This is a genomic window from Paenibacillus sp. FSL P4-0081 (genome assembly GCF_000758565.1).
Taxonomy (GTDB): Bacteria; Bacillota; Bacilli; order Paenibacillales; family Paenibacillaceae; genus Paenibacillus_AQ; species Paenibacillus_AQ phytohabitans.
This window is the reverse complement of record NZ_CP009280.1, coordinates 7,857,332-7,883,118: the sequence shown is the minus strand read 5'-3', so window position 1 is coordinate 7,883,118 and position 25,787 is coordinate 7,857,332. Positions and strand designations below refer to the sequence as shown.

The 25,787-nt window shown below is 47.4% G+C and carries 14 protein-coding genes; all 14 read left to right on the top strand.

The genetic code is table 11. The annotated features are described in order from the left end of the window. Positions 1–34 precede the first annotated feature (34 nt). The gene (locus P40081_RS33605; protein ID WP_042140240.1) at positions 35–1,753 is read left to right on the top strand and encodes a phospho-sugar mutase; all 1,719 of its coding nucleotides are present in this window, start codon (positions 35–37) and stop codon (positions 1,751–1,753) included. Positions 1,754–1,900: 147 nt separating this feature from the next. Continuing rightward, complete coding sequence (locus P40081_RS33600) at positions 1,901–3,940, top strand: DUF5693 family protein (protein WP_042140239.1); 2,040 nt, start codon at positions 1,901–1,903, stop codon at positions 3,938–3,940. Next, a complete protein-coding gene (gene csaB, locus P40081_RS33595) occupies positions 3,913–5,088 on the top strand; it encodes a polysaccharide pyruvyl transferase CsaB (protein ID WP_042140238.1) in 1,176 nt (391 codons plus the stop codon). Before P40081_RS33600 ends, csaB begins: the two co-directional genes overlap by 28 nt. A 7-nt stretch (positions 5,089–5,095) precedes the next feature. Beyond that, entirely contained in the window at positions 5,096–5,854 is a 759-nt protein-coding gene (locus P40081_RS33590) for a WecB/TagA/CpsF family glycosyltransferase (protein ID WP_042140237.1), read from the top strand. Between the two features lie 113 nt (positions 5,855–5,967). Next, positions 5,968–7,095 (top strand): glycosyltransferase family 4 protein, encoded by a 1,128-nt coding sequence (locus P40081_RS33585; protein ID WP_042140236.1) that lies wholly within the window; start codon positions 5,968–5,970, stop codon positions 7,093–7,095. A 187-nt stretch (positions 7,096–7,282) separates the two neighbouring features. Beyond that, positions 7,283–10,918, top strand: coding sequence for an S-layer homology domain-containing protein (locus P40081_RS33580; protein ID WP_042140235.1), 3,636 nt, complete (start codon positions 7,283–7,285; stop codon positions 10,916–10,918). A gap of 172 nt (positions 10,919–11,090) precedes the next feature. Further along, a complete protein-coding gene (locus tag P40081_RS33575; RefSeq protein ID WP_042140234.1) occupies positions 11,091–11,432 on the top strand; it encodes a hypothetical protein in 342 nt (113 codons plus the stop codon). Positions 11,433–12,016: 584 nt separating this feature from the next. Further along, the gene (locus P40081_RS36880) at positions 12,017–14,845 is read left to right on the top strand and encodes an S-layer homology domain-containing protein (protein WP_052422138.1); all 2,829 of its coding nucleotides are present in this window, start codon (positions 12,017–12,019) and stop codon (positions 14,843–14,845) included. 85 nt (positions 14,846–14,930) lie between these two features. Continuing rightward, positions 14,931–15,500: a hypothetical protein gene (locus tag P40081_RS33565; protein ID WP_042140233.1), complete on the top strand. Its 570-nt coding sequence runs from the start codon at positions 14,931–14,933 to the stop codon at positions 15,498–15,500. A 190-nt stretch (positions 15,501–15,690) separates the two neighbouring features. Then, positions 15,691–15,963: an alpha/beta-type small acid-soluble spore protein gene (locus tag P40081_RS33560; RefSeq protein WP_039303766.1), complete on the top strand. Its 273-nt coding sequence runs from the start codon at positions 15,691–15,693 to the stop codon at positions 15,961–15,963. A 203-nt stretch (positions 15,964–16,166) separates the two neighbouring features. Beyond that, a complete protein-coding gene (gene metK / locus P40081_RS33555; RefSeq protein ID WP_042140232.1) occupies positions 16,167–17,369 on the top strand; it encodes a methionine adenosyltransferase in 1,203 nt (400 codons plus the stop codon). A 197-nt stretch (positions 17,370–17,566) separates the two neighbouring features. Further along, complete coding sequence (locus tag P40081_RS33550; RefSeq protein ID WP_042140231.1) at positions 17,567–21,601, top strand: Ig-like domain-containing protein; 4,035 nt, start codon at positions 17,567–17,569, stop codon at positions 21,599–21,601. Between the two features lie 252 nt (positions 21,602–21,853). Then, entirely contained in the window at positions 21,854–24,571 is a 2,718-nt protein-coding gene (locus P40081_RS33545; RefSeq protein WP_042141754.1) for a stalk domain-containing protein, read from the top strand. A gap of 57 nt (positions 24,572–24,628) precedes the next feature. Then, positions 24,629–25,786, top strand: coding sequence for a sensor histidine kinase (locus tag P40081_RS33540; RefSeq protein WP_042141753.1), 1,158 nt, complete (start codon positions 24,629–24,631; stop codon positions 25,784–25,786). Position 25,787: the final 1 nt, after the last annotated feature.

Sequence of the window (25,787 nt, the reverse complement as noted above, 5' to 3'; positions counted from 1 at the left end):
ATTATAAATTATAGATGGAGAAGGAGAGATTCACATGACTGGATTAAGCCCAAAGGCCGCAGAAACCCTAACACGCTGGCTGCAGGACCCTTCCGTTGACGAGAGCACCAAGGCAGAGCTGAAGGCTCTTGCGGATGAGCCGAAGGAACTGGAAGAACGTTTCTATAGAGACCTCGAATTCGGGACAGGCGGTTTGCGCGGAGTGATCGGCGCCGGCAGCAACCGGATTAACCGATATACCGTAGGCAGAGCGACACAGGGCTTCGCTAATTATATTCTGGGACAGCATACAGGAGAAGGACTTCCTTCCGTGGTCATTGCCCACGATTCCCGCCGCTTTTCGCCGGAATTCACGCTGGAAGCTGCACTTGTGCTGGCCGGCAACGGAATTGAGACGCATCTGTTCCCATCCTTGCGGTCCACACCGCAGCTGTCCTTTGCAGTTCGCCATCTGAAGGCCTCAGGAGGCATTGTAATTACTGCAAGTCATAATCCGCCTGAGTACAACGGGTACAAAGTGTATAACGCAGAAGGCGGGCAACTGGTGCCTGACGAAGCGGAGAAGGTAATTGCTAATATTTTGGAAGTGGACTCCTTTAACGGCGTAAAGCGTATTTCCCGTGAAGCCGCAGAGAGTGCAGGCTTGCTGCACTGGCTGGGTGAAGCTGAGGATGAAGCGTTTACGGATACAGTAGCCGCAGTCAGTGTCGGCCGTGAAGAGATTGCTTCTACGCTTGGCCGTGATTTCTCGATTGTCTACACACCGCTGCATGGGACAGGCAACCTTCCGGTCCGCCGTGTACTTGAGAAGATCGGTTTCACCCAGGTACATGTGGTGCCCGAGCAGGAACAGCCGGATTCAGAATTCTCCACGGTGAAATCGCCGAACCCGGAAGAGCGTGAAGCCTTCACCTTGGCTATGAAGCTGGGTGAGGAACTGAATGCCGATCTGTTAATTGGTACAGACCCCGATGCAGACCGTATGGGTGCGGTTGTGCGGGACAATGAAGGCAAGTTTGTGGTCTTGTCCGGTAATCAGTCGGGCGCCCTCATGATTCATTATTATTTGAGCCGCCTGCAGGAGCAGGGCAAGCTACCAAGCAATGGTGCAGTAGTTAAAACTATTGTGACCAGTGAGATGGGAGCGGCTGTAGCCAGCCATTACGGCGCTACCGTGTTCAACACGCTGACAGGATTCAAGTATATCGGCGAGAAGATGAACCAATTCGAGCAGTCCGGCGAATACACTTATCTTTTCGGATATGAAGAGAGCTATGGTTACCTGGCCGGCAACTACGCCCGTGACAAGGATGCTGTACTGGCTGCGATGCTGATCGCTGAAGCGGGGGCTTATTACAAAGCCCAGGGTAAGACGCTGTACGATGTGCTTCAGGAGCTGTATGCACAATTCGGCTACTTCCTCGAAAGCCTCGAATCGCGCACCCTTAAAGGTAAAGACGGTGTAGCACAAATTCAGGGAATCATGAATGACTGGCGCACCAGCCCGCCGCATGAAATTGCCGGAGCCTCAGTTACAGAGGTACTCGACTATTCACTCGGACTGAACGGTCTGCCTAAGGAGAACGTGCTGAAATATCTGCTCTCTGACGGCTCATGGTTCTGCCTGCGTCCTTCCGGCACCGAGCCGAAGATCAAGGTTTATTTCGCCGTCGTTGGCGAATCGCTTCAGAATGCCAAAGACAAAGTGGCTGAATTGACTAATCAGGTTATGGCCCGTGTAGACGGGAAATAATACTAAATATAGAACATGCCTGCGGAAACGGAGCTGCTCCTGGTAGAGGGACATCCGTTTCCGCTTAAATTTGACCACTGCAAGAGTGTTTGAGCTTATTATGACGGATTGGCAATTAGCTTTAAAGTGAAAGAGGAGGTACTTTTGGTGCATCAGAAATGGCAACGCTGGAATATAGCTTCGCGCAAATGGTTGTGGATTATCGTGGTGATTGGCCTGCTTGCTGCTCTCCCGGTTGTGTATGATCGTCTTCAGACGGAGAAGTCTTCCAAAACGGTTGAATTTGTCTTTGATTACCGCGATTTGGTCGAAGTAGCCAGCTACCGGGGGAATCCGCAGGATTATATCTCCGAGCAGCTCGACCGGCTGAAGTCTGCCGGTGTTCAGAGTATGGCAATATACGAAAGCACATTGGAGGATTTCCGCAAGGCCCGCCGCCTGATGCTGTGGGGAGCGGCTGATATCGCTAATCTGACCGATACTGTAATTCCTGAGAATGAGAACTATACATATGTCCTCTTTACCAGTGCGAAGAACAGTGGAACGCTCTCACCGATCATCCGGGAGGCATTTGCCGGCTTGGATATTGCAACAGAAGATTGGACCTACCGCGGACAACAGGGCCTGATTATCAAAACTCCCCTGGAGGATGCAACGCTCAAGCCGCTGCAGCCGGATCCGTCTACACTGGAGATGCTGCATGACAAAGGCTTCAATATTGTGCCGCGCCTTGTAGATTCGCTGGCGTATAATCAGGAAGCCGTTAAGAGTCTGCTGGACCGTTACGCGGAGCTTGGCGTCAAACGTCTGCTTTTCGAAGGCGAGTCTGTTAAAGGCTACTCCGATGATGCCGATCTGGCCAGTATCACAGCATTCGCTGATCTGCTGAAGGAACGCGGGATGGGGATTGCAGCCATTGAGAATATTAAGGTACAGCAAAAAGGCTTCTCCAAACTGGCCTATCTGCTGGACTATAACGTGACACGGCTGTACTCGCTCAGTGAGGCTGATTCCGGCCTGTCCACAGAAGTGATTGCCGACCGCTTTGCACTTGCTACGAAAGACCGTAACATCCGGATGATCTATCTTAATACGATTCCGTCACGGGATACATCCAAGGCACAGGTTACCGATACGCTCGACAATCTGGTTACCAGCCTAAGCGGGCCTGATGGTGCGGTTGCAAAAATTGAAGCTAACGGTTTTGAAATGGGACAAGCTACTGCGTTTGATGTGGTGGATTCCTCTTTCCAGCGTTATTTCAAATTAATTGCTGTAATCGGGGCTGTAGCCATGGTTGCCCTCCTGGTTTCCTACTTTGTTCCTTGGCTTACACTGCCTGCATGGGTGCTGGGGCTGCTGGGCAGTGCAGGACTCATGGTCCTGAAGCCTGCGTTATTTGAACAGGCACTCGCTCTTGCAGTGGCTATAAGTGCGCCTACCGTGGCTATGGTGCTGGCTATCCGCAAGATTAATGAAATGGGACCGCCGTTGCGTCCCAATGCCTTGACCTTTGCTGTGATGGGCCCGCGCCGCAGGCTGACACATAGTCTGGTTCTTTACGTCAAAACAGCGCTCATCTCGTTTAGTGCAGTACCCTTTGTAATTGCGCTCTTGAATAATGTCACCTATGCCCTGGTGCTCAATCAGTTCCGCGGCGTAAGTCTGCTTCATTTAGCACCGATTGGACTGACTGCGCTATATGTGCTTTTGTACCGTGGGGAATTCGCCTTCAACAAGACCGGCAAGCTGCTGCGGACGCCGATCACGCTCGCAATGGTAATTGCTGCCGGCGTGCTGGGTATTCTGGGGATGTACTATTTAAGCCGTACAGGCAACAGCGGCAGTGTAAGCTCGCTCGAGATGTCGTTCCGCACCTTCCTGGAGAATACAGTCGGAGTAAGACCGCGTAACAAAGAGTTCCTGCTGGCACATCCGCTCTTTATCCTTGGCGCATTCATGGCCTATAAATACCGGAATGCTGCTTTTATTATGATTATTGCGGTTATCGGCCAGTTGTCCATGGTAGATACCTTTGCCCATATTCATTCGCCGGTTCTGATCTCGCTGGTCCGCGGACTTCTGGGTCTTGGACTCGGTCTTATCATCGGCATTATCGCTATAGGGGTATGGCAGATTGCGGAAGGGTGTTGGAAACGATGGTCGCCGCTGCTCAAAAAATTATAATTTCGGGTTATTACGGATTCCGCAACAGCGGAGACGAGGCGGTTCTGCAGTCCATTCTGAACGCACTCCGTAAGCAGTCCGAGGCTGCTGGAATAACGCTGACGCCCGTGGTGCTCTCCATTGATCCGGAATGGACAACCGCTGCTTACGGTGTCGAATCCGTGCACCGGATGAAGCTGGGGGAAGTCCGGAAGGCCATATCAGGGAGTGCCGGGCTGATAAGCGGCGGGGGCAGTCTGCTTCAGGATGTAACAAGCAGCAAGACTATTCCGTACTATCTGGCCATCATTAAGCTGGCCCAGTGGATGGGCAAGCCAACCTTCATCTATGCCCAGGGAGTCGGCCCGGTGAACCGCAAGCTGTTTCATCCGCTGATCAAATCGGCTTTCCGTAAATGTGCTTATCTATCCGTACGGGACGAGCAGTCCCGCCTGCTGCTGCAGTCTATGGGTCTGGACAAGGACAAGATAGATGTCGTCCCTGACCCGGTTATGGGCCTTACGCTACCGGAAGATGTACGCAAAGAAACACATGAGCCGAGTAGCGGCAATGCGCATATCCATGATTCAGATATCTCTAATCTGCAGACATCACCTTATACCGTGGGCATCTCCGTACGTTTCTGGGAGCAGTCGCGCAAAGAGCTGGATGCATTGGCTGAAGGCCTGGTGAAGGTATCAGCAGAGCTGCCGCTTCACTTACGTTTTCTGCCCTTTCATCATTCTGCGGACAATGAGGCTTCACGTTATGTCATGCAGAAGCTGGGACAAGTTGTAGAGGAGCATGGGGGAACCGTCAGTATTTGCGAGGATGCGCTCCATCCGCAGCAGATGCTGCGTGAAGTAGGACAGTGTCAGGCGCTGATTGGCATGCGGCTCCACAGCCTGATCTATGCTGCCGGAAGACGGGTACCGCTAATGGGGGTTTCCTATGATCCGAAGATCGACCATTTCCTTGAACGGATCGGTTGCCGGCCGGTAGGTTCGACAGCTGCGCTGGAAGGTGATATGGTTGCAGCGGGACTTCTGGAGCTGCTGAAATCGGGAGAGGCATGGAAGCGTGAGCGTGAACCGCTGATTGCTTCGCTGGTTGAAGAAGCTGAGGCTCCGGCCCGGCAAGTTGCCCAATATTTCCGCCGTAAAGGATGAGTGACAAGTGAAAGCAGATAGCGCGATACCAACAGTGCCGATTTTCGGCATTCGAGTATCCAAAGTTGATATGAAGACAACGGTTTCTTATTTGACGGAGGCGGTTCATAATCGTGTTCCCCACCAGGTCATTACCGCTAACCCGATCATGGTCATGGCGGCCCTTGAGAATCCGTCGTATATGGAGATTATGAAATCAGCAGAGCTTGTAGTTCCCGACGGGACTGGTGTAGTGTGGGCAGCGGATTACTGCAAAGAGCCAGTCGCTGAGCGTGTAGCGGGTTTTGATCTTTTACATGAATTATTGCGCCAGGGTGAAAGCTACAACTGGAGAGTATATTTGCTGGGCTCAACCCCCGAGGTGATTCGCGAGACGACTTCTAGGTTACAAACTGGATATCCCGGCATTGTCATCGCAGGCTATCATGACGGGTACTTTGGTCCGGATGAGGATGAGCAGATCCTCGCTGGAATTCTCGAAGCTAAGCCTGACCTGCTCTTCGTTGCCAGAGGGGCTGACAGCCAGGAGCCATGGATTGCTAAATATAAGTCCCGTCTCCAGATTCCGGTCATGATGGGCGTCGGCGGGAGCTTTGATGTAATCTCCGGCAAGAGCCGCCGTGCCCCCAAAGCCTTCCAGAAATTGAGGGCAGAATGGTTATACCGGCTGATTAAGGAACCTACACGTTACAAAAGAATGCTTGCGCTGCCGAAATTTGCAGTAAAAGTGGTACGAGAGAAAGATAAAGTGACAAAAGACCAGTAATTTGAGGATATTTACTGAAAAAATCCGTGTAACAGCCTAAAAACGGTATTGGAATTTGTTTTTGGTTCAGCGTATAATTCAATGCGGTAGAGAAATGGGGGTCGACTGAACAAATGTTAATCATATACATCGCCGGATTTATTGTGTGCATGGGACTTGCACTGCTTTTGACGCCGCTCGTTAAGAAATTTGCTATTAAGATCGGTGCGACAGATGTGCCTAATGCCCGTAAAGTGCATACGAAGATCATGCCCCGCCTTGGCGGACTCGGCATATTTCTGGCGTTTGTGTTAGGCCTGCTTGCCGTATTACCGATTATTCCGTATGACTTCACTCCGCGGGAGGCTAACTTCATCAAAGCGCTGCTCTGTGGCGGCGGTCTGATTGTGCTGATCGGCGGTCTCGATGACCGGTTCGAGCTATCAGCCAAGGTGAAGCTGCTGGGCCAAATTGCCGCAGCCTGCATCGTAGTTTTCGGGTTTGGAATTACTGTTGATTTCGTAAACATTCCTTTTCATAATAGCTATTCCTCACTGGAGAGCTGGATTGCCATCCCTCTGACGATCTTCTGGATTGTCGGCGTCACGAACGCCGTGAATCTGATCGATGGACTGGACGGGCTTGCAGCCGGTGTATCCGGTATTGCGATTGCCACCATTGCTGTAATGGCCTTCCTGATGGGCAATACCATGGTTGCTCTGCTGTGCTTACTGCTTCTGGGCAGTATACTCGGTTTTCTGTTCTTTAACTTTCATCCCGCCAAAATCTTCATGGGTGATACAGGCTCGCTGTTTTTGGGCTTCTGCCTGGCGCTGCTCGCGCTGCTCGGATTCAAACAGATTGCAGTGGTATCGTTTATCACACCACTCCTGATTATCGGGGTTCCTTTATCGGATACATTCTTTGCCATCGTACGGCGTAAGCTGCAGAAGAAACCAATCTTTGCACCGGACAAAGGCCATCTTCATCACTGCCTGCGTGAACTTGGCTTCAGCCACCGCCAGACCGTATTGATTATTTATGGCATCGCAGCCTTCTTCGGAATTCTGGCTGTTATCCAGACCTCCGCTTCGCTATATGAAGCCAACTGGGTTACGTTTGTGGTTATCTGCGTCATGCTCTTCTTCCTGCAGATTGGTGCGGAGATCACTGGTGTGATCAGCAAAACCAAACGCCCGGTCATAGACTTAATCCTAAGAATGCGCATGAAGCTGGATCCTGAGCGCAGTTCTAAATCGTAATTCTTCATTTGTCATCCATACCATTTTAATTGTAGTGATCATCGAACCTTATTCCTCTGGAGTAAGGTTTTTTATTTTTTTGCTAATTATTAGTCAATTGCTGTCCGATAAAAATTATAGAGTTGGTTAAGACGCGGAATGCTGCACAGGCCGACAATAAACCAAAAAGCAGTAGGAGGTTTCTTACGTGAAAAAAAGATTAAAGACGATAGGCGGCATGTTTTTATCGATGGTGATCCTGCTATCCACTCTTTCATCAGCAGGTGCTGTTTACGCAGCGGATGCCGCAACGGGCCAATATTTTCAGTTCACCAAATTCAGTACAGATAAGTCCGCTCCAACCTCAGTGAATACTAACACTGTCGACGTAGAAGGCACGTTCAATGGAGTTTCTGCAGACAGCATCTACTATCAGGTGGATGGGATTGTCAATGGTAACGTAGTTCCGGGAGCGAGCGGTGCCGACGTTAAGCCGATCATTGAGAACGAGAAAAACTTCCGTTTTCCAGGCGTTAAGCTAAGCCAGGGCCTTAACCGGATTACAGTTTACGGTACAACGGCTACGGGAAGCTTGGCCAGCGGTGAAGCCTATGTTAACTTTTCAAACGTACCTGCCATTTATAATATAGCTTTGCCGGATGGTACGTTGTTGAGTGCTGATACACCTGCAATGGTGAATACCGCCGGGCTGACCTTAACACTGGAAGCACCAAATGCAACTGAGGTTATGGTCAATAACACCAAGATGTTTAACGGCGGCAGCAGTACCTTCGTTATTGCTGATATTCCGCTGACAGCGGGGCTTAACAAGCTCACGTTTGTTGCGACTACAGATTCAGGCACACGTACTTATGCGGTAACACGTGAAGTGGTGTATTCACCTATTGATAAGGGAACTCCGAATAAAACCAAAATCGGTGCTTACGCTTTGGACAACGGGAATCTGGTCTCTCCGACAGGCTCAGATACCACGGTTAGCGGCAGACTTTCCGGCTCCATTACCTTCAGAGTGGCTGAGGATACTTCCAAGCCGCCTCTTTCAAATTTAACTTTTAGCATAAAGAATGCCACTACTGGCAACAGTGTACCTACGAATGGTGAAACTACGGTTGACAGTAATGGAGTTAAGTCGGGAGAGTTTATCACCTTTAAATATACCAGTACTCAGGATGTTACTATTTCGGCCAATGGCAAATACATCATTACTTTCAATACTAACAATGGAACCTATGACGGCAAGAGCATCAATCCGCTTGATTTCACCTACCGGAATGCGAATGACCCTTCCATTACAGGTGTGGAACAGCTTTACAGTCCATCGGCGGGCAACCCGGTTACGTATTCTTCATCCGGTGTGTTCACCGGTAATTCCAACCTGTTTGAGCTTCCCCTGTGGCTGATGGTCAAGACCAGCGAGACCGCAACTGCTCCGGATAACCTGGAGATCAGCACTTACCAGAATGGAACAAAGGTCTCTGCTGACCGTTTTGTTGTGGATTCTACGAAGAAGACTTCAGATGGGTATAAAGTATTTAAGATTACAGGTATGCCTTCAGGCGAACAGACCCTGCAGATTGACTTGAAGAAGAATGGGGCAGTTATTGATACCAAGGTACTCTCCGTCAATTATGTTTCGGCCCCATTTATCGATGTGACTAATATTTATAATAACCAGGTGTTCAAATACACTGGAGAATTCACTTCTATTCAAGGACGGTTGGTAAACTTCCCCGCCGGTGATAAATCATCCATCAAAATCACCATTAACGGAACGGCGGTTGTCCCGACGATTGTGAATGATGAATTTAGTTATACAGTTCCTACCGGTATTCCGCTGGTTTCTGGCCCGAACAAAATTGCCATAACGGGTGTAGCAAATGGCGTTCCTGTTTCCACGAATCTTACTGTATATTTGTTCCCGGATAATGCTCCTAATATCGATGGAGTTGCCCCATACCCGGTAGGGCAAACTACAGACCCAGACAAGTTATTCATTAAAAATTCAAATCTTAATTATACAACTAACCAATCTACTGCGGACATCCGTTTTGTCGCAAGCAACGCTACCCAGGTTGTCGTTATGAAGGATGGTAAACAGTATGCTGTGGCTGACTATAAGACGGATACTAATAATAATGGATTCTGGACTACAGAGTCCGCTTATCTAACTGTGCCTACTAATAAAGATGGGGAATTCATCATTAAAAACCAGGAACTGCCCACAACAGGCCTGCAGACCTTTGTGATTTCGGCGAGACTGGGTACAGTCGGTGTTACACAGACACTGCTGATTACCCGTGAGGTTCCTCCTTACAGCATTCTTTCGCCTAAGCTTCCTAATGAAAGCATCATTAAGCAAAATTTCGTTGATGTAAGTATTCAGGCAGAAGGAGCTACGAGCATTGTTATTGGTAAGGAAGCAATGATCAAAGGGGCTAAAGATATCTTCCGCCTGGAGCTGAAGGGTCTGAAAAAAGGGAAAAACACAATCAAATTTACAGTCACAACAGGCACGACCAAAACGAACGGAACTTTTGATGTAACTTACTCAGATGAAGTGCTGCAAGGGGCGCAGTTGAAAACAACCCTTAACTCTTCAGGTAAGCTCACAGCATTCCAGAATGCGGTTAGCCTTGTTTTCCCAAAAGGAACGATGCTGCGGGATTCTACACCAACCCCAGGGACAACTAATACACGGCAAATCAATCTGTTCAACGATCAATACATCCTGGTAGGTATTGCTGATAAGCAGGACGGACGTACTGTGAAACAATACAATCCGGTTGGTGAATTTGATGGAACGGGATACCAGGACGGCAAGCTGGTTGAAGTTCCCGCAAGTAGCTTGGCTGCTGCGTATATGACACCAAAGCTTCATTATGGGTATGCTTCAAATCTGTATTGGATCGACCCGGGATACTTTGTTTCAGCAACTTCGATTAATGATTACTCAACTGTAGTTGCCTCTCATCCATATAAGAAAGGTAATGAATCTTTCCTCGGGCATATGGGCAGATGGATGGAGCCTACCCAGCAAGGGAAGATCACACTGAAATACGACTCGAGCATTGTTAATGCTGCAACGTCTAATATCTCTGTATGGAAGAATGTTGACGGCACGTGGTACAACATGGGCGGGGTAGTTAATACAGGCAGCAAGACGATCACTGCTACTTTTGACGGTTTCGGGTATTACACCGTAATGAGTCTGCGCTACAGCTACGATGACATCGTATCTCATACGTATGCACGCAGCGAATTGGAGACTATTCTCTCCAGAGGGATTATGAACGCAAAGGATGCCAATGAGTTTGGTGTGTATGAGAATGTTACCCGTGGTGAGTTTGCTACCATGCTTGTCAAAATAATGGGTATACAGCTTGATTACGAGCCAAACAATCTAACCTTCTCGGATGTAGTTAAGTATAGTGACTATCACTGGGATTACCGGTATATCGAGACAGCCGTACGCAAAGGGATTATACGTGGGACAGCACCGAGAATCTTCTCGCCTAACCGTACGTTGTCCAGAGAGGATGCAGCGGTGATGATCGCCAGAGCGATGAGCCTTAAGCTGGGCAGCAATGCTACTGACCTGGCAGCCCTACAGAAGCTCTTTACAGACACGGGTTCAATTGGATCAGTTTACTCTGCACCTTCCATCCTTGCGGCCTACAAGGCTGGTGTGATATCAGGAATTGAGAATAAGCTGGTAGCGGGACAAAAGAAGGCGACTTACCGGTTTGATCCTCAGGCTAACTTTACAAGAGCGGATGCGGCTGTCATGGCACAACGCATCATGGCTAAAATGAAGAGATTGTAGTATAACACCTCTATATATGAAGCGAAGAAAGCCTCTGACTCCCTGTTTGCGGGAAAGAGGCTTCTCTTTTGCATTTTCCATATACAAATCTTTGAATTGTGGGTTACTTTGCGTTACAATGGCCTAAGAAGCTGTAAGTACAACATTTAAAGCAAGAAGGAGAAAGCCATCGATGAAACCGATTTTATCAAAAGCACAATTGGATTACATGAAAGCAAAGAATATGTTTGAGAATAGAGCTAAGGTTATGGAAAAGGAAATTGCAGCTAAACGGGCGCTGCAGGAAATCACTCAGGAAGTAATGGAAGAACTTGTTCAATCTACAGGATTCCATGACGCCTATAATGAGCTGGTCATTTCCGAGAATGCCTTGATTGAATGGTCCCATACCACAATCAAACATGAGAAGAGCTACCGCGAGAACCGCGCAGCGATCGATGCTATGTATGAGAATGTGAACGCTAGTCCTGAGAAGCGTCAGGAATTGATACAGCTTTCCATGAAGATCCGATAGACCCTTTGTATAGAAACAGTGTAACAGGCTGCCGGCATAAGCTCGGTAGCCTGTTTTTATGTTCATTATTAGATAAATGCATTAGATAAATGCGTTTGTACTATATAAATATGGGTAACTATTATTAACTCATTGAGCTTCTGTATAAGGAAATGTTTGTTTATTATCTTAACAAATATTGCTTAATGACGTTTGGAAAGTGTCTATGCTATACTGATTCCCGTAGCCACCCAACATTAACAATAGTTAGTAGAACATACATATTGTATCTTCTATCGGAACGGGGCCGGGATACAAAAGAAAAAAAGTTTTTTTTGAACAAAGCGCAACTTTCTCGAAACTATTGCGTTTAAGGTGTAGAGTCACTTGCACAAGGCAAATGCGGATTGACCCTTAGAGGTACAACGTATTGCCGAATGGAAAAATTAGCTTTACGTGACTAGAGGCACATTGTATAATACTTAGGTAGAATTAGGAATCTAGTATTACTATGCCTTGAAGCTGTTTACAAGTTTCTGTGATACCCGTCACAGACATTATTTATACTTAATATGCTCAACTCGGGAAAGGGGGTGCATCGGCTAATGAGTGACATGAGCTACCCAACTAAAGAAAAATCTCAGTTCATGAACGTCCAAGGAGGAGAAAAAAAGGTTATGAAGAAAATTTTATCCGTAGCATTATCTACAGCAATGGCATTCTCGATGTTTGCCTCTGTAGCATTTGGTGAAACAGCAAAAGCAACTCCACAACAGGCATTTGATGCTTTGGCAGCTAAAGGTATTCTCAATGGGTACCCAGACGGTCAAGCTCATCTTGAAAAAGACTTGACTCGCGCAGAATTCGCTAAGATCGTTACTAAATTGTTCGGTCTTACTGAAGTAACTGGCAAGTTGTCTTACAAAGATAAAGGTTACACAGCTACTAACTGGGCTGTTCCTTACATCGAAGCTGTTACTGCAGCTAACTTGATGCAAGGTAAAGATACTGTTAAAGGTCTTTTCGACTACAACGGTAAAGTAACAGTTGAAGAAGTAGCGGCTGTATTGTTCCGCGCTTTGAAACTGGAACAACCTACAACAACTGATAACTCCGCTTCTGTATGGGCTAAGGGCTATGCTCAAGCAGTTATCAACGCTGGTCTGGTTGCTCAAACAACTAACTTCAAAGCTAACGCTACTCGCTCTTTGGTAGTAGAAACAGCTTATGCAGTTGATCAAATGTCCGTAAAACCTACATTGACTGTAGCTTCTGCTGAAGCAGTAAGCCCAACCAAAGTAGTTGTAACTTTCTCTGACAAAACAACTGCAGACGTTGAATTGACAACTGCTCTGGTAGCAGGCGTTGAAACTACAATTAACTTCAAGCATCTTGAAAAAGACTACACTGCAAAAGTAACACTGCAAGCGCCTAAGGTTGTTTCTGCAACAGCTCCAAACGCTAAGCAAGTGGTAGTTAAATTCAACCGCGCTATTGATGTTGATACACTGGCTGAATCCAGCAAAGTTATCGACGGCGTTGTGAAAGTAACTAAGGTAGGAAGCAAGGATGATGAAGTTTCCAACGCTTATGTAACTTTCAGTGCTGATAATACAGAAGCTACTATTACTCTTCCAGGTGTTAAGGCGCTTAAAGGCAACTACACAGTTGTAGTAAGCGATGCTGTTAAAACTACAGCTGGCGAAGCTATCCCAGCATTCACCACTTTGCTGACTGTGGCTGATACTGTTGCCCCAACTGTTGCTTCTGTTACTTCTTCTGCTAAAGCAACTACTAAAGATGTTTATGTAACTTTCAGCGAACCAGTTAAAACTACTGGTATCGTGGCTTACGTAAATGGTTCTGCTGCTTCCACAACTGTCCAGAATGATACTTACACGGAATTCAAATTGAGTGGAGTAACATTGGATAGCGGAAAAACTTATGACGTATCCCTGCTTAATGTAACTGACTTTGCAGGTAACGTAGCTACACCAAACCCAATCAAAACAACTGTAACTGTTGTATCTGATGTTGCTGCTCCTGTAATCAAGAGCGTAACAGCTGTGAGCGACAAGTTCATTGAAGTTGAGTTTGACAAGAATGTTGACCGCGCATCTTTGGTGGGTAATGTTCGTCTCCTGAATGCTGTTGGTGAAAGCCAAGGTACATTCAGCGTGATTACTACTGCTAACGGCAAAAAGTTCACTCTGCAGAGTCCTTTGTCTAGCTTCCCATCCACTGGTACTTTCACTGGATCCGTTGTATTCGGAGCAACTGTTAAGGATACACTCGGTAACACACTGGGAACTGCGTCGAGTCAAGCGATCACTTTCACTAAGGATACTGTAGCTCCTACAGTTACTGGTGTTACTTACACAACTTCCGGTTCTGTTAAAGGTATTAAATTGACATTCTCCGAAGATGTTGTAAATAGTGGAGTTGGTTCTGTAGTTCTGATCAACAACAAAACTGGTCAATCTACTTCGATTGCTAACACTACAAGCGGTAGCGGCAAATCGTTCATCTTGACTGCTGTTAATGTAGAAGCTGGTGAATACACTGTGCGTCTGCCAGAAGGACTCTTCAAAGATAAATCCTTCTCTGCTAACAAACTTGCTGCAACTGTATTGACAGTGACTATTGGATCGGCAACTACTGATGGCGATGCTCCAGTGTTGTTTAACAATGGCATTGTAATCAATGACAGTGCAAAAGCTGCTGTAACTGATGCAGTTTACGGTGATGCTACTGTTACTGTTGACCTTAAAGATGCAAGCGGTCTGAACACTGCATCTGTATTGGAAATTAACAGCTATACTTTGGATGACAAGGCATTGCCTGCTGGTTCTTATGTAACAATTCAGACTCTTACAGATGCTGGTGTTGTAACAACTTATTCATCCAGTCCGAAGTTTGCTCGTGCAACAATTCATATCCCTAGCTCTTCTGTCACTGAAACTAAGGCTGATTACAAGTTCGTAGTTAATGGTGTTACTGATACATCTGGTAACCCTATCGAAGCAGTTAGCAAAACAGGTAAATTGACTAGCAGAACTAGCCCAGTCTTCAATTCGGCAGTAGTATCCAGTGGCAACTCTTATGAGCTGATCCTTGGATTCTCTAAAGAAGTAACAGTGCTGCCTGAGTCGGATCTGCAATTCTTTATCAACAATGATGCTATTACTTCCAACATTATCAATCCGGATTACTACACAATCACTAAGATTGTTAACGGATCGGATAAAGGCAAATGGTCGGTTACTTTCTCCAAGAAAGCTATCGATTCTAGCGCAGCGCTTGCTGATACTTTGGATCTGAACTCCAATAACGTTAACAGAATCATCGTTAAGATTGCTGGACCAACAACTGTAACTGCACATGATGCGGACGGTAACGTCCTCACTGATGGTACTGAAATTTCCGCTAAGTAATCTCCGATTACTGAAGCAAAGAATAGCCTCTTCGGAGGCTATTCTTTTTTTATAGCCATTTATCCCGAGTGGAGGAGGAATTTAGTTGAAAACGGTTTGGAAAGTCTCGATGTCTGCGGTACTGTTAGCTGGTGGCCTATGGGCAGGTTCGATGCTTAATATTACAGCTGAAGGTGCCGGTGTAGGTTCACAGCCAGGTACAGCAGATGATCCTGTTGTCACCAAGAGTTATGTAGATCAACAGATTCAAAAAGCTTTGCAAGGTGGGACCATTACTACACCAACGCAAGCTCCAAGTGCAACTGCAACTAATGAGCCTGCCGCAACTACAGCTCCGACACCTGCACCAACTAAAAGTACCGGAAATACCGGAACTGCTGGGAATGCCAGCGAAATCGTTGATGTAAAACCCGGACAGACTCTAATTGCCGGTGCAGGTGCAGAATTTATTGTCCGCGCAGGTAAGGCGATTATTTATTCCCAGGATGCTAACGGTGTCGCTGATCTGACAGATGGTGTAGATCTGGCAAACGGCGCGGCTGCTCCAACGAATCACCTGTTATCTTTCCCAAGGGATGGACGTGGAATCACGGTCCAGAACGGTCAGACATTAGGTCTTGTTGTTATGGTCCGCGGTTCATACACTTTGAAATAAGCATTTGCACATCGCATTGGTAAGCAGTAAATGAATGTTTCCTTCTTATATTAAGAATGCCCTATAATATGCATGAACATACACCCGGAACTCATTCCCACAGCTGACAAACATTGATCGGACTGAGGCCTCTGGAATTCGCACACAATACTACCTGTAATCTTAAAAAATTCACAGGAGGTGCTGTAACATGGCACGCACTAATCGTACAGTTGTACCAGAGAGCCGGGCAATGCTGAAACAAATGCAATATGAGATCGCTTCTGAATTTGGATTATATGGAGCATCATATGGCGGTGGCATGGATACGGAATTTGCTTCTGAGTTGGGAATGACGGGCGGGGCCGGTGCAACCGGTGGTACTCCGTATCTGGGACACCTTACTTCCAGAGATAATGGATCTGTAGGCGGGGAAATTACAAAGAGGTTGATCAAACAGGCGGAGCAGTCTCTTTTCGCATAAGCTGCCTTCAATTGACAGCAACCGGTAAATAAGATAATATGACTTTTGAGGAAAGCCTTAGACCTTTTCCATGCGGAAAAGGTTCATTTTTTGAATAAACCGGCTTATCAGTCTTTATTATTCTACTTAATATATTTGGCCTGTTAATTACTAAGGTGCCCCCTTATACAGTGTCAGACTAACAATATGGGAGGTAGTTGTACATGTCTATTAAAGGGCGTCATTTGTTTACTTCTGAGTCTGTAACAGAGGGACATCCGGATAAAATCTGTGACCAGATATCCGATGCGGTACTCGATGCATTTCTTGCTAACGATCCCAATGCCCGGGTAGCCTGCGAGGTAGCCGTAGCAACAGGCCTCGTGCTTGTTATTGGGGAGATCAGCACCAAGTCCGAATATGTGGATATCCCGGCAATTGTACGTAATACGATTAAGGAAATCGGCTATACCCGTGCAAAATATGGTTTTGATTTTAACACTTGTGCAGTGCTTAGTTCATTAAATGAGCAGTCTGCTGACATCGCCCAAGGGGTAAATGCAGCTCTGGAGAATCGGGATCCTGACCTTGTAGCTGAAGAAACGGCTAACATTGGTGCTGGTGACCAAGGGTTAATGTTTGGTTTTGCTACTAATGAAACTCCTGAACTTATGCCGCTTCCGATTGCTTTGTCGCACCGGATTGCCCGTCGTTTGGCGGAGGTTCGTAAGAATGGAACTCTTGAGTATCTGCGCCCGGATGGCAAGACTCAGGTAACAATTGAATATCAGGATGAGAGACCGGTTCGTGTAGATACAATCGTTGTTTCCACGCAGCATGCGGAAGAAATTTCTCTTGAGCAAATTCAGGGGGACATTAAAGAACATGTTATTCTACCTGTTGTCCCGGCTGAGCTACTCGATGAAGCTACTAAATATTTCATTAATCCGACAGGCCGCTTTGTGATTGGTGGTCCTCAGGGTGACGCCGGTCTGACCGGGCGCAAAATCATCGTTGATACATATGGCGGGTATGCGCGTCATGGCGGCGGTGCATTCTCCGGTAAGGATCCAACCAAAGTAGACCGCTCTGCGGCTTATGCTGCACGTTATGTAGCGAAGAATCTGGTTGCTGCAGGCCTTGCTGACAAATGTGAAATTCAACTGGCTTATGCGATTGGTGTAGCTAATCCTGTCTCGATCAATGTAGATACATACGGAACAGGCAAGATCAGTGAAGAGAAACTGGCGAATCTTATCAGCAGCAACTTCGATCTTCGTCCGGCAGGCATCATCTCCATGCTGGATTTGCGTAAGCCTATTTATAGACAGACCGCAGCGTATGGACATTTTGGCCGTACAGATATTGACCTTCCTTGGGAACGTGTAGACAAAGCAGATATGTTGAAAGCCCAGGCAGGGATCTAAAAATATAAATTTAACTATGCCCGTACAAGCCCCTTCTTTGAAGTGAGGAGGTCTGTACGGGCTTTTTGTGCCTTCTTATAAGCGAGGGGATGATGCCCGTGCTGCTTGAGGCTATCTTCTAAACTTTGGAAGCCCTTTAACCGAAATATAACAGTATAGAAGAAATGCTCGAGTGGCTGAAAGGAGCTTTATTAAGAATGAACAAGAAATTATCAATAGGGACGGCTATTATCATTGCAGGCAATCTGCTGTTTGGTCTGGGCAGTCCGGCTATCGGTGTACATACATCTGCGGTATATGCCGCTTCGGAGTTCGGAATAACAACATCTCCAGTTAATGGTGCTGCTTTTGTGAATGTAGGGGCTTCTTTGGGACTTAAATTTGACCGTCAGGTTATTCCGCAAACGGGGAAAATCACAATTACAGAGCAGGACTCCGGAACAATATTTACGGAAATTGCTATTGGCAGTTCAGGATTGATCGGCAATTCTACTAATTACGAAATCAAATTAGGCTCCAGCTTGAAGTTTGCGCCTTATAAGACATACAGCGTGAGTGTGCCTAAGGGGCTGTTCAAAGATAGCTCAGGTAATGAATCGGCGCTAACCAGCTGGACTTTCACAACGGCTGGAGAGAGTAATCCGGCTATTGTAGCAAGCAGTTTGTTCCCTGCGAACAATTCTAGGGTGGAATCCGGAGCATTAACTCAGTTGAGTCTGCGCTTAGCTGGAGTCCTTACAGGAGGAGGTGGTTCCGTCAGGCTGATCTCTTCTGCGGATAACTCTGTAATACAGGAATTTCTCATAAGGGACGGAGAGCCCAAAGTAGGGCTGTTGAGCGATGCCATTTCCACTACTGTTACATTGACTCTGGCCAATAAGCTTCCAGCAGGCGGAAATTATTATGTGCTTATCGATTCTTACGCGTTCAAAGATGCCAATAATACTAATTTTCCGGGAATATCGAGCGGTAACGGCTGGAGCTTCTCCACGACCGGCAGCGGTACAATTTCAGCATCCACTGCCCCGGCAAATGCTTCATTTGGTGCATCGGCAAGCGGGGCAATCAAACTGTACTTTGACCGTCCGATGAGTCCGGCAGCCGGAACGATTTCTGTCTCACCAGGTACTCAGGATGACTCCAGAACGAGATGGATTAATGTCAACTCGACGAGCGTCACTGGCGGGGGAAGTTCGACGATTACACTGCTGCCAGCCTCGGCGACCTCGCCACTGTTGAATGGTACGTTGTATACAGTTACAATTCCGCAAGGGGCTTTTTATGATCAGGATGGGCATATATTTCCGGCTGCGGGTTCGTATTCATGGACGTTTACAACGGCTTCACTTACAAGTTTGTCGGCAACTGCTATATCGCCAGCAGACCGGAGTGAGTCGGTAGAATTATCTAAGTCGATCACACTTAGCTTTAACAAGGAGGCGGTCTATAATAGCGCCGTCACTAATGGAGTTGTTCTATACAAAAGCAATGGAACAAAAGTGGCGGCAGCTGTCCAGCAAGGTGCTACAGCCAAGGATTTCATTATTAAGCCAACCGTAGCTCTCGAATCAGATACTATTTATTATATAGACATCGCTAAGGGGGCATTCACGGATGCGGGAGATCCCAGCTCACAATATGAGGGATTGAGCGGTACAAAATCATGGAGTTTCCGCACTGTGGCTGTGGATAAGACGGCTCCGCTACTTACGGGGGCAACGCTGGATAACAACCGGACGATCCGCTTGAAATATAATGAGATGCTCAATTCATCGATAGCTTTGCTGGCATCCAGTTTTACGGTCAGTGTGAATGATGAGAATCGTACTGTAGATAGCGCTTATGTTCAGGGCGACAGTGTCTATCTTACTCTTAGTACAGGGATAGCCGTAGGGCAGAATGTCAAAATAAGCTATACTGGCGGAGTGCGGACCATCCAGGATACCAGCGGCAATGCAGCAGTAACCTTTTCAGCAATGCAAATAACCAACAGTATAGAATCGTCACTTCCTACACCTAAGGAAGGCAGAATTACAGGCAAAACGGTGACACTGACCTTCAATGATACGCTCAAAACAGTATCTTCTTATGCCCGGGAACAGTTTATAGTAACATCTGAAGGATATTCGCTTGGAGTGGATTCAATTAGATCCAGCGGAAACACAGTATATATAACGACGGGCGCGGAAGCTGGAAATGGAGAGGTGGTAAGGGTATCCTACTATGCAGGCTCGTATCCGCTGCTCAACTCACTGGGACAGAATATTGCCGATTTTTCTGATTTTAATATCCGAAACAGTAATGACAGCGTAGCTCCGGTATTTCAGAATGCAACGGGAAGCGGAACAAAGCTTGTGCTGAACTATAATGAAGGTCTGTCAGAGAGCAATCTGCCGATGAACAGCCAGTTCTCAGTGCTGGTAGGAGGTACTCCTAACTATGTCACCAACGTGGCAGTAAGCGGAAGCAGTGTGAAATTAACGCTTCAGAGCAGCATGGTTATTGGGCAGACGGTGACAGTCTCCTATGTACCTGGCGTTAAAGGCATTACCGATCTTAACGGCAACCGTGCAGCCTATGTTGATCTTAAACCAGTCGATCTTAGCGATATTGTAGTATCGGAAATCAGCAGTGCAACGGTGTCAGGGAATGAGCTTACACTAACTTTTGCCCAAAGCATGCTGACTTCTTCAGTGCTTAGCACCTCCCAGTTTGCAGTTCGAGTGAATGGAACAAGTATGTTAGTGCAAAGCTATACTCTAACAGGGACAGTGCTCAAGCTGGTGCTTTCCGGTTCTGTGACGAGCGGACAGACGGTCGATCTTTCTTATACCTCAGGTACATCTTTTATTAGAGATCTCAATGGAAATGCACTGGCTTCCTTCTCGCTGCTGCCGGTGAAGAACCTTACTGGAGTTACGACCGTAACAACGGACGGTAACCGGCCGTCCTATCTGGGTACGCTGGAGGCAAGTGAATTTGGAGAAGCGGTTCCTCTGCTCAAAAGCGATTCTTCGGTGATAGCGGCAGATCATTCCATCTACAGCCAAAATGTCAAAAGATACAGTCTTAATGCGGAGAGATTAGCTGCCAGTTATACTTTTTTAAATACACAAGGGACAGCTGCTCTTCTATTTGAGGTGCCTTCGACAGAATTAGCTGCTTATGTTACGGTACCTCTGCAGCCGTTAATGGATGCGTTCAATCGCAACAAGGCTTCGAAATTTGGTATACGCTACGGGGATCAGATCTTTAGTGTTGATCTCGGAAAGGTAGATTTGAACGGAATTGTGGCCAGTCTCAATACAACTGGCAGTAATATCTCACTTATCTATCGTATAGAGAAAATGCCATCAGAGGCTTTTGCCCCATTTGCCCAAAGACTGCAAACTCAGGGGCTTACAAGTATAACTCCTCTTGCTGATCTTCGTTTGGCAGCATCGGTGACGGGTAATTATAGCAACGAGAATGCTCTTAGTTTACCCGGGAAATATTCGGTGAGAACGACAACACCTAATAATAGTGAGCAGACTTCTGTAGCCAGATTGGATCTTTCCTATTACGATGCCGCTTATCTTCCTACAACAAGTATTACTAAAGGGACTTATACGGTCATGCGTGCTTTGACCAGCGGGAATCAGATTGTAGGAGCATTCACCTCTACGCGCTCTTTTACAGATATGGGTACACACTGGAGTAATACAGCTGTAGCGGAACTGGCAGCCAAGAATATTATCGATAATAGCTATGGAAGCCAGTTTAAACCGGAGCAAGCCATTACCCGCAGTGAATTTGCTGTTATGCTGAGCAGAGGACTAGGTCTGCCAGGGGACAGCGGGACAGCGCAGCGTTTCACGGACGTGCAGTCGTCCAGTCAAACCGGCGATTACATCGGTGCAGCAGCGAAGGCCGGTATAATAACGGGGAACACAGACGGGACCTTCCGTGCGGGGGATAAGATCACCCGTGAGCAAATGGCAATTATGATGGTGAGGGCAATGGAGTATACAGGACAGCCTATAACGCTTAGCGCATCGGTTATGGATACCCTCAGTCCGTTTAAGGATAGGGCGAAAATTCTAAGCCAGAGTACGGAATTCGTAGCCAAAGCGGTCAAAGCAGGAATTATCCAGGGGATAAGCACCACGCAATTTCAGCCGCAAGGCAACGCTACCAGAGGACAGGCTGCTGTAATGCTGCATCGGATGCTGAAGATGGCAGTTTATATGTAAGTGGAACTTTATACAATAATGGAGCATCCGGCACAATGTGCCGGGTGCTTTTTTGCGCGGCTGCTTGAGGTCTGGTATGACTCGGTATAGTCTGAAATCCCTTCTGGTAATCTCTTTAAATCGCAACTTTTCAGCCGGAAATCAGTCTATTAAAGATGTAGCCTAAAATAGGAACTGATATCCAGATATTGATAGTGAGATTGAAGAGTACAAAATAGATGGGAGAGTAACGCTGAAATGAATGAGCTTTTCATGGGGAAAAAGAGTAAAGAGCAAGTAAACAAAAGTCAATGGTCTCCTGCTAAAAAGTGGATCGCGGCATCAATAGCAGGTGTAATATGGATCATGCCGGTTATCGGAAATGAAGGCATCGGATGGTTAAGCTCAAATTCCGCTTCAGTAGCGCAAGCTGCTACAGCCTCCTTCTCAGTGACAAAGCTGAGCGAAGAAGTCATTACTTCAGGCGCGATGATGATGAAATATAAATTTACGACCGTGCGGTCCGGCAAAAGTGTAACAGGTCTGGCTGACGTGGTCCGGGTCGATCTGAATAACCCTTATGTGTCTGTAGATGTAATGACGGGCAAAGGCGGTAATCTGACTACGCGGCAAAGTACCGGAGGAATGGCGGCAGAAACTGGAGCAGTGGCTGCAGTTAATGGGGATTACTTCAATACCGGCGGGGAAGGTGCACCGATCGGCGGTCAAGTATCAGGCGGGGTTGTAGTATCTACACCTTCCCAGCTTGATGGAATGTATGCTTTTGCTGTGACCAAAGACCGTAAGCCGGTTATCGATGAATATACATTCGAAGGCATGCTGACTGCTGAGGATGGTTCACAGTTTCCGTTATCCGGTATCAATAAAGGGGCCTATAACCCTGAGGGCGGCAGCTCCACCTACAGTCATGCCAATGCCGCCTATATCTACACTGATGCCTGGACAGCACTGGAGCGGCCTAAGAATAGCTCTACGACGCCTACAGAGGTACTGGTGGAGAATGATATCGTTACCCAGATTTCCCCTGATGCCGCCTTGCCGATAACCGTGCCTAAAGGGGCGTACATTCTGCGCACTCACGGGCTTGCAGCCCAATTTGTAAAAGCTCATCTGGTGGTAGGCCAGAAGCTAAGCAGTGTCTACACGCTTCGTTCCAAAACTACTCAGCAGGAGCTTGACCCATCCACACTGCAGATGATGATCGGGGGGCATACCATTCTCGTTAATAACGGGAAAGCAGCGCCCTTCTCCCGCTCCACCAGCAGCATCGGCGGATATCGTGCCCGCACAGCTCTGGGTTATTCAGAGGATGGACGATATGTATATGTCATTGCAGCTGAGAAAAATAACAATAGTGCAGGACTGTCTCTGACGGAGCTGCAATCGTTCATGACCAATATCGGTGTCTGGAAAGGGATCAACCTGGACGGAGGTGGCTCTACAACGATGGTAGACCGTCCGCTTGCGGAAACCTCCACTACCCTTACCTTTAATACAGAGTACGGCACAGAGCAGCGCAGCATCGTTAACGGCGTTGGTGTATATACTTCTGCTCCACAAGGTGAAGTGAAAGGAATTAAGATCAGCGGCAGTTCTGTATTGTTAATCGGTCAAAAAGCTACGTATTCTCTAAAAGGCTATGATACTTACTACAATCCAATTGATGTAGCTGCAGCTAATCCTGCCTGGAGCTCTAGCGGCGGTAGTGTTACGGTGAATGCAGGGGAAGCAACCGCAGTCAAGGCGGGAACCGTTAACCTGAAGGCTACCAGCGGTTCGGCCAGTGCAGAGACCAAGGTAACCGTTCTGGGCGGAGATGACCTGACAAGTCTGACTTCAAGCACAACTACTGCGCCGCTTATAGCTGGAGCCTCCGTATCTGTTCCAGTTAATGCGGTGTCGAAGAGCGGGGCAACGATTGCCGTTCCGGCTGCATCGCTGAAATGGGAGTTTATCGGCTTTAAAGGGAATGTAGGTGACGGTAAGCTTACTGTCGAATCCGTGGATCCGGGGGTAACAACCGGATATGCCATTGCCCGTTATGACGGCTTCAGCACAGCTGTTGTGTTCTCTGCAGCGGCGTCAACGGCTTGGGAGAATTTCGAAAATGCCACGTATCCATTTGCCTTCACAACCAACGCGGCAGGGGTAACGGGTACGGCGGTAGTTGTCCCGGGCAGTGCGGAACGGGCTGGCTCGAAGGTATTGTCGCTTAGCTATGACATGACGGCTGGCACCGGTAAAATGTATGCTTATGCCCAGTTCAACGGGACAACAGGCAAGAGTATTCCGGCAACGGCAACGTCTATGTCCGTAGACGTGATGGGGGATATGAGTCTTAACTGGCTGCGTGCAGAGGTAACGGATGCCAGCGGGGCAACAGCGTATATTGATCTGGCCAAAGTGATCGACTGGAATGGCTGGAAGAACCTCAATATTGATCTTTCCGGTTCAGGGATTAAATTCCCAGCTTCCCTAAAGAGACTTTACGTGGTAAATGTAGAGGAAGGCCAGGACGAGCGGGCTAAGACAGGTACGGTAGACTTTGATAATATTTCCTTCGTTATGCCTTCGCTGTCCAGTGAAGCCGGATTGCCTAAGGGAACGGCGTCCATGAGTATCGGAGCCAAGTCGATGCTTGTAAACGGCACAAAGCAGGCGATCGATGTAGCGCCGATTGTAAAGGATGGCAGCACGTATGTGCCGATTAAATATGTGCTTGATGCCTTTGGCGGGAATGCCATATGGGATCAGAATACCAAGAAGATCATGGTGCTTCGCGGAGCGAAAGCGCTGGATCTGACGGTAAACAAGAAGGAATTCCTGCTTAACGGGAAACGCCAGAGTGCTGATGTAGCACCTTTAATCCTGAATGGCAGGACTTTAGTACCGCTTAGACTCGTGACAGAACAGCTAGGACTCACTGTAAAATGGGAACAGATAACGAAGACCGTAACTATCGAATCGTGATATGTTAGTATAAAGGAAAGCCTTTAATACGATCCGATAGAAATGGGGCAAGCATCCGTGGAATTTCAAGCCGATGCGATTGATCGCGTCATTAAGAATACCATCGACGTGATGGAGAGCAGCAAGTATCAGATTTTTGAAATATTGCAGGTTGCACGTGATGAGCTTGCTGCACTCACCAAAGAACTGCAGCGGGTTATGGAAGAAACGGATGAAACATTGCAAAAGGTAGACAAGCTGGAGCTGCAGTATCACCGCTCCCGGATCCGGCTGACTGAGGTCAGCCGGGACTTTGTCCGCTACACGGAGAAGGATATCCGGGTTGCTTACGAGAAAGCGACGGAGCTTCAGTTAGAGCTGATGATGACGAGGGAGAGGGAAGCCTACCTGCGGAGCAGACGGGATGAGCTGCAAATGCGGGCTCGGAGTGTCGAAAATTCTGTGGAGCGGGCCGAATCGATTGGTTCGCAAATGAGCGTTGTCCTGGAATATCTGTCTGGAGAACTAGGTCAAGTGACAAGAATTGTCGAATCTGCGAAAAACACGCAAATGGTTGGACTCAAAATTATCCAGGCCCAAGAAGAGGAACGGAAGAGAATTGCCCGGGAAATTCATGATGGTCCTGCTCAAATGCTGGCAAATCTAGTCCTAAGGACGGAAATTGTAGAAAGAATGCTGGTAAAGCAGGAATTTGGGCTGGTACAAGCCGAAGTAATAGACTTAAAGGGACAGGTAAGGTACAGCCTGGAAGAAATGCGTAAAGTGATTTTTAATCTCCGTCCGATGGCCCTCGATGATCTAGGACTGATTCCGACACTCCGGAAATACGTGCATGATTATGAGGAGAAGACGAAGATCCGCACTTCTTTTGAAACAAGGGGGAAAGAGCACCGTCTGTCCTCAGCGATGGAGGCTGCAGTCTACCGTCTTGTTCAGGAAGCTTTGTCCAACGCGGCGAAGCATGCCTATCCAAGTTATGTTCTGGTGGAAATTACGTATCAGGCACAGTTAATTAAGATCGTAGTGAAAGACAATGGTTTAGGCTTCAATGTGAAAAAGATCAGTGAGCAAGCCAACCGTGAAAGCTTTGGGCTGGTGGGAATGCGTGAACGTGTGGAATTGCTGGAAGGTAGAGTGGAAATACAGTCAGCAGAGAACCAGGGCACAACAATCATAATTCACATTCCGACGAATGTGGACAAAGGAAAGGAGTAAT

Coding starts and splice junctions, on each gene's coding strand:
- P40081_RS33575 (WP_042140234.1), top strand. CDS start 11,091: ATGAAACCGATTTTATCAAAAGCACAATTGGATTACATGAAAGCAAAG.
- csaB (WP_042140238.1), top strand. CDS start 3,913: ATGGTCGCCGCTGCTCAAAAAATTATAATTTCGGGTTATTACGGATTC.
- P40081_RS33560 (WP_039303766.1), top strand. CDS start 15,691: ATGGCACGCACTAATCGTACAGTTGTACCAGAGAGCCGGGCAATGCTG.
- P40081_RS33550 (WP_042140231.1), top strand. CDS start 17,567: ATGAACAAGAAATTATCAATAGGGACGGCTATTATCATTGCAGGCAAT.
- metK (WP_042140232.1), top strand. CDS start 16,167: ATGTCTATTAAAGGGCGTCATTTGTTTACTTCTGAGTCTGTAACAGAG.
- P40081_RS36880 (WP_052422138.1), top strand. CDS start 12,017: ATGAGTGACATGAGCTACCCAACTAAAGAAAAATCTCAGTTCATGAAC.
- P40081_RS33605 (WP_042140240.1), top strand. CDS start 35: ATGACTGGATTAAGCCCAAAGGCCGCAGAAACCCTAACACGCTGGCTG.
- P40081_RS33545 (WP_042141754.1), top strand. CDS start 21,854: ATGGGGAAAAAGAGTAAAGAGCAAGTAAACAAAAGTCAATGGTCTCCT.
- P40081_RS33585 (WP_042140236.1), top strand. CDS start 5,968: ATGTTAATCATATACATCGCCGGATTTATTGTGTGCATGGGACTTGCA.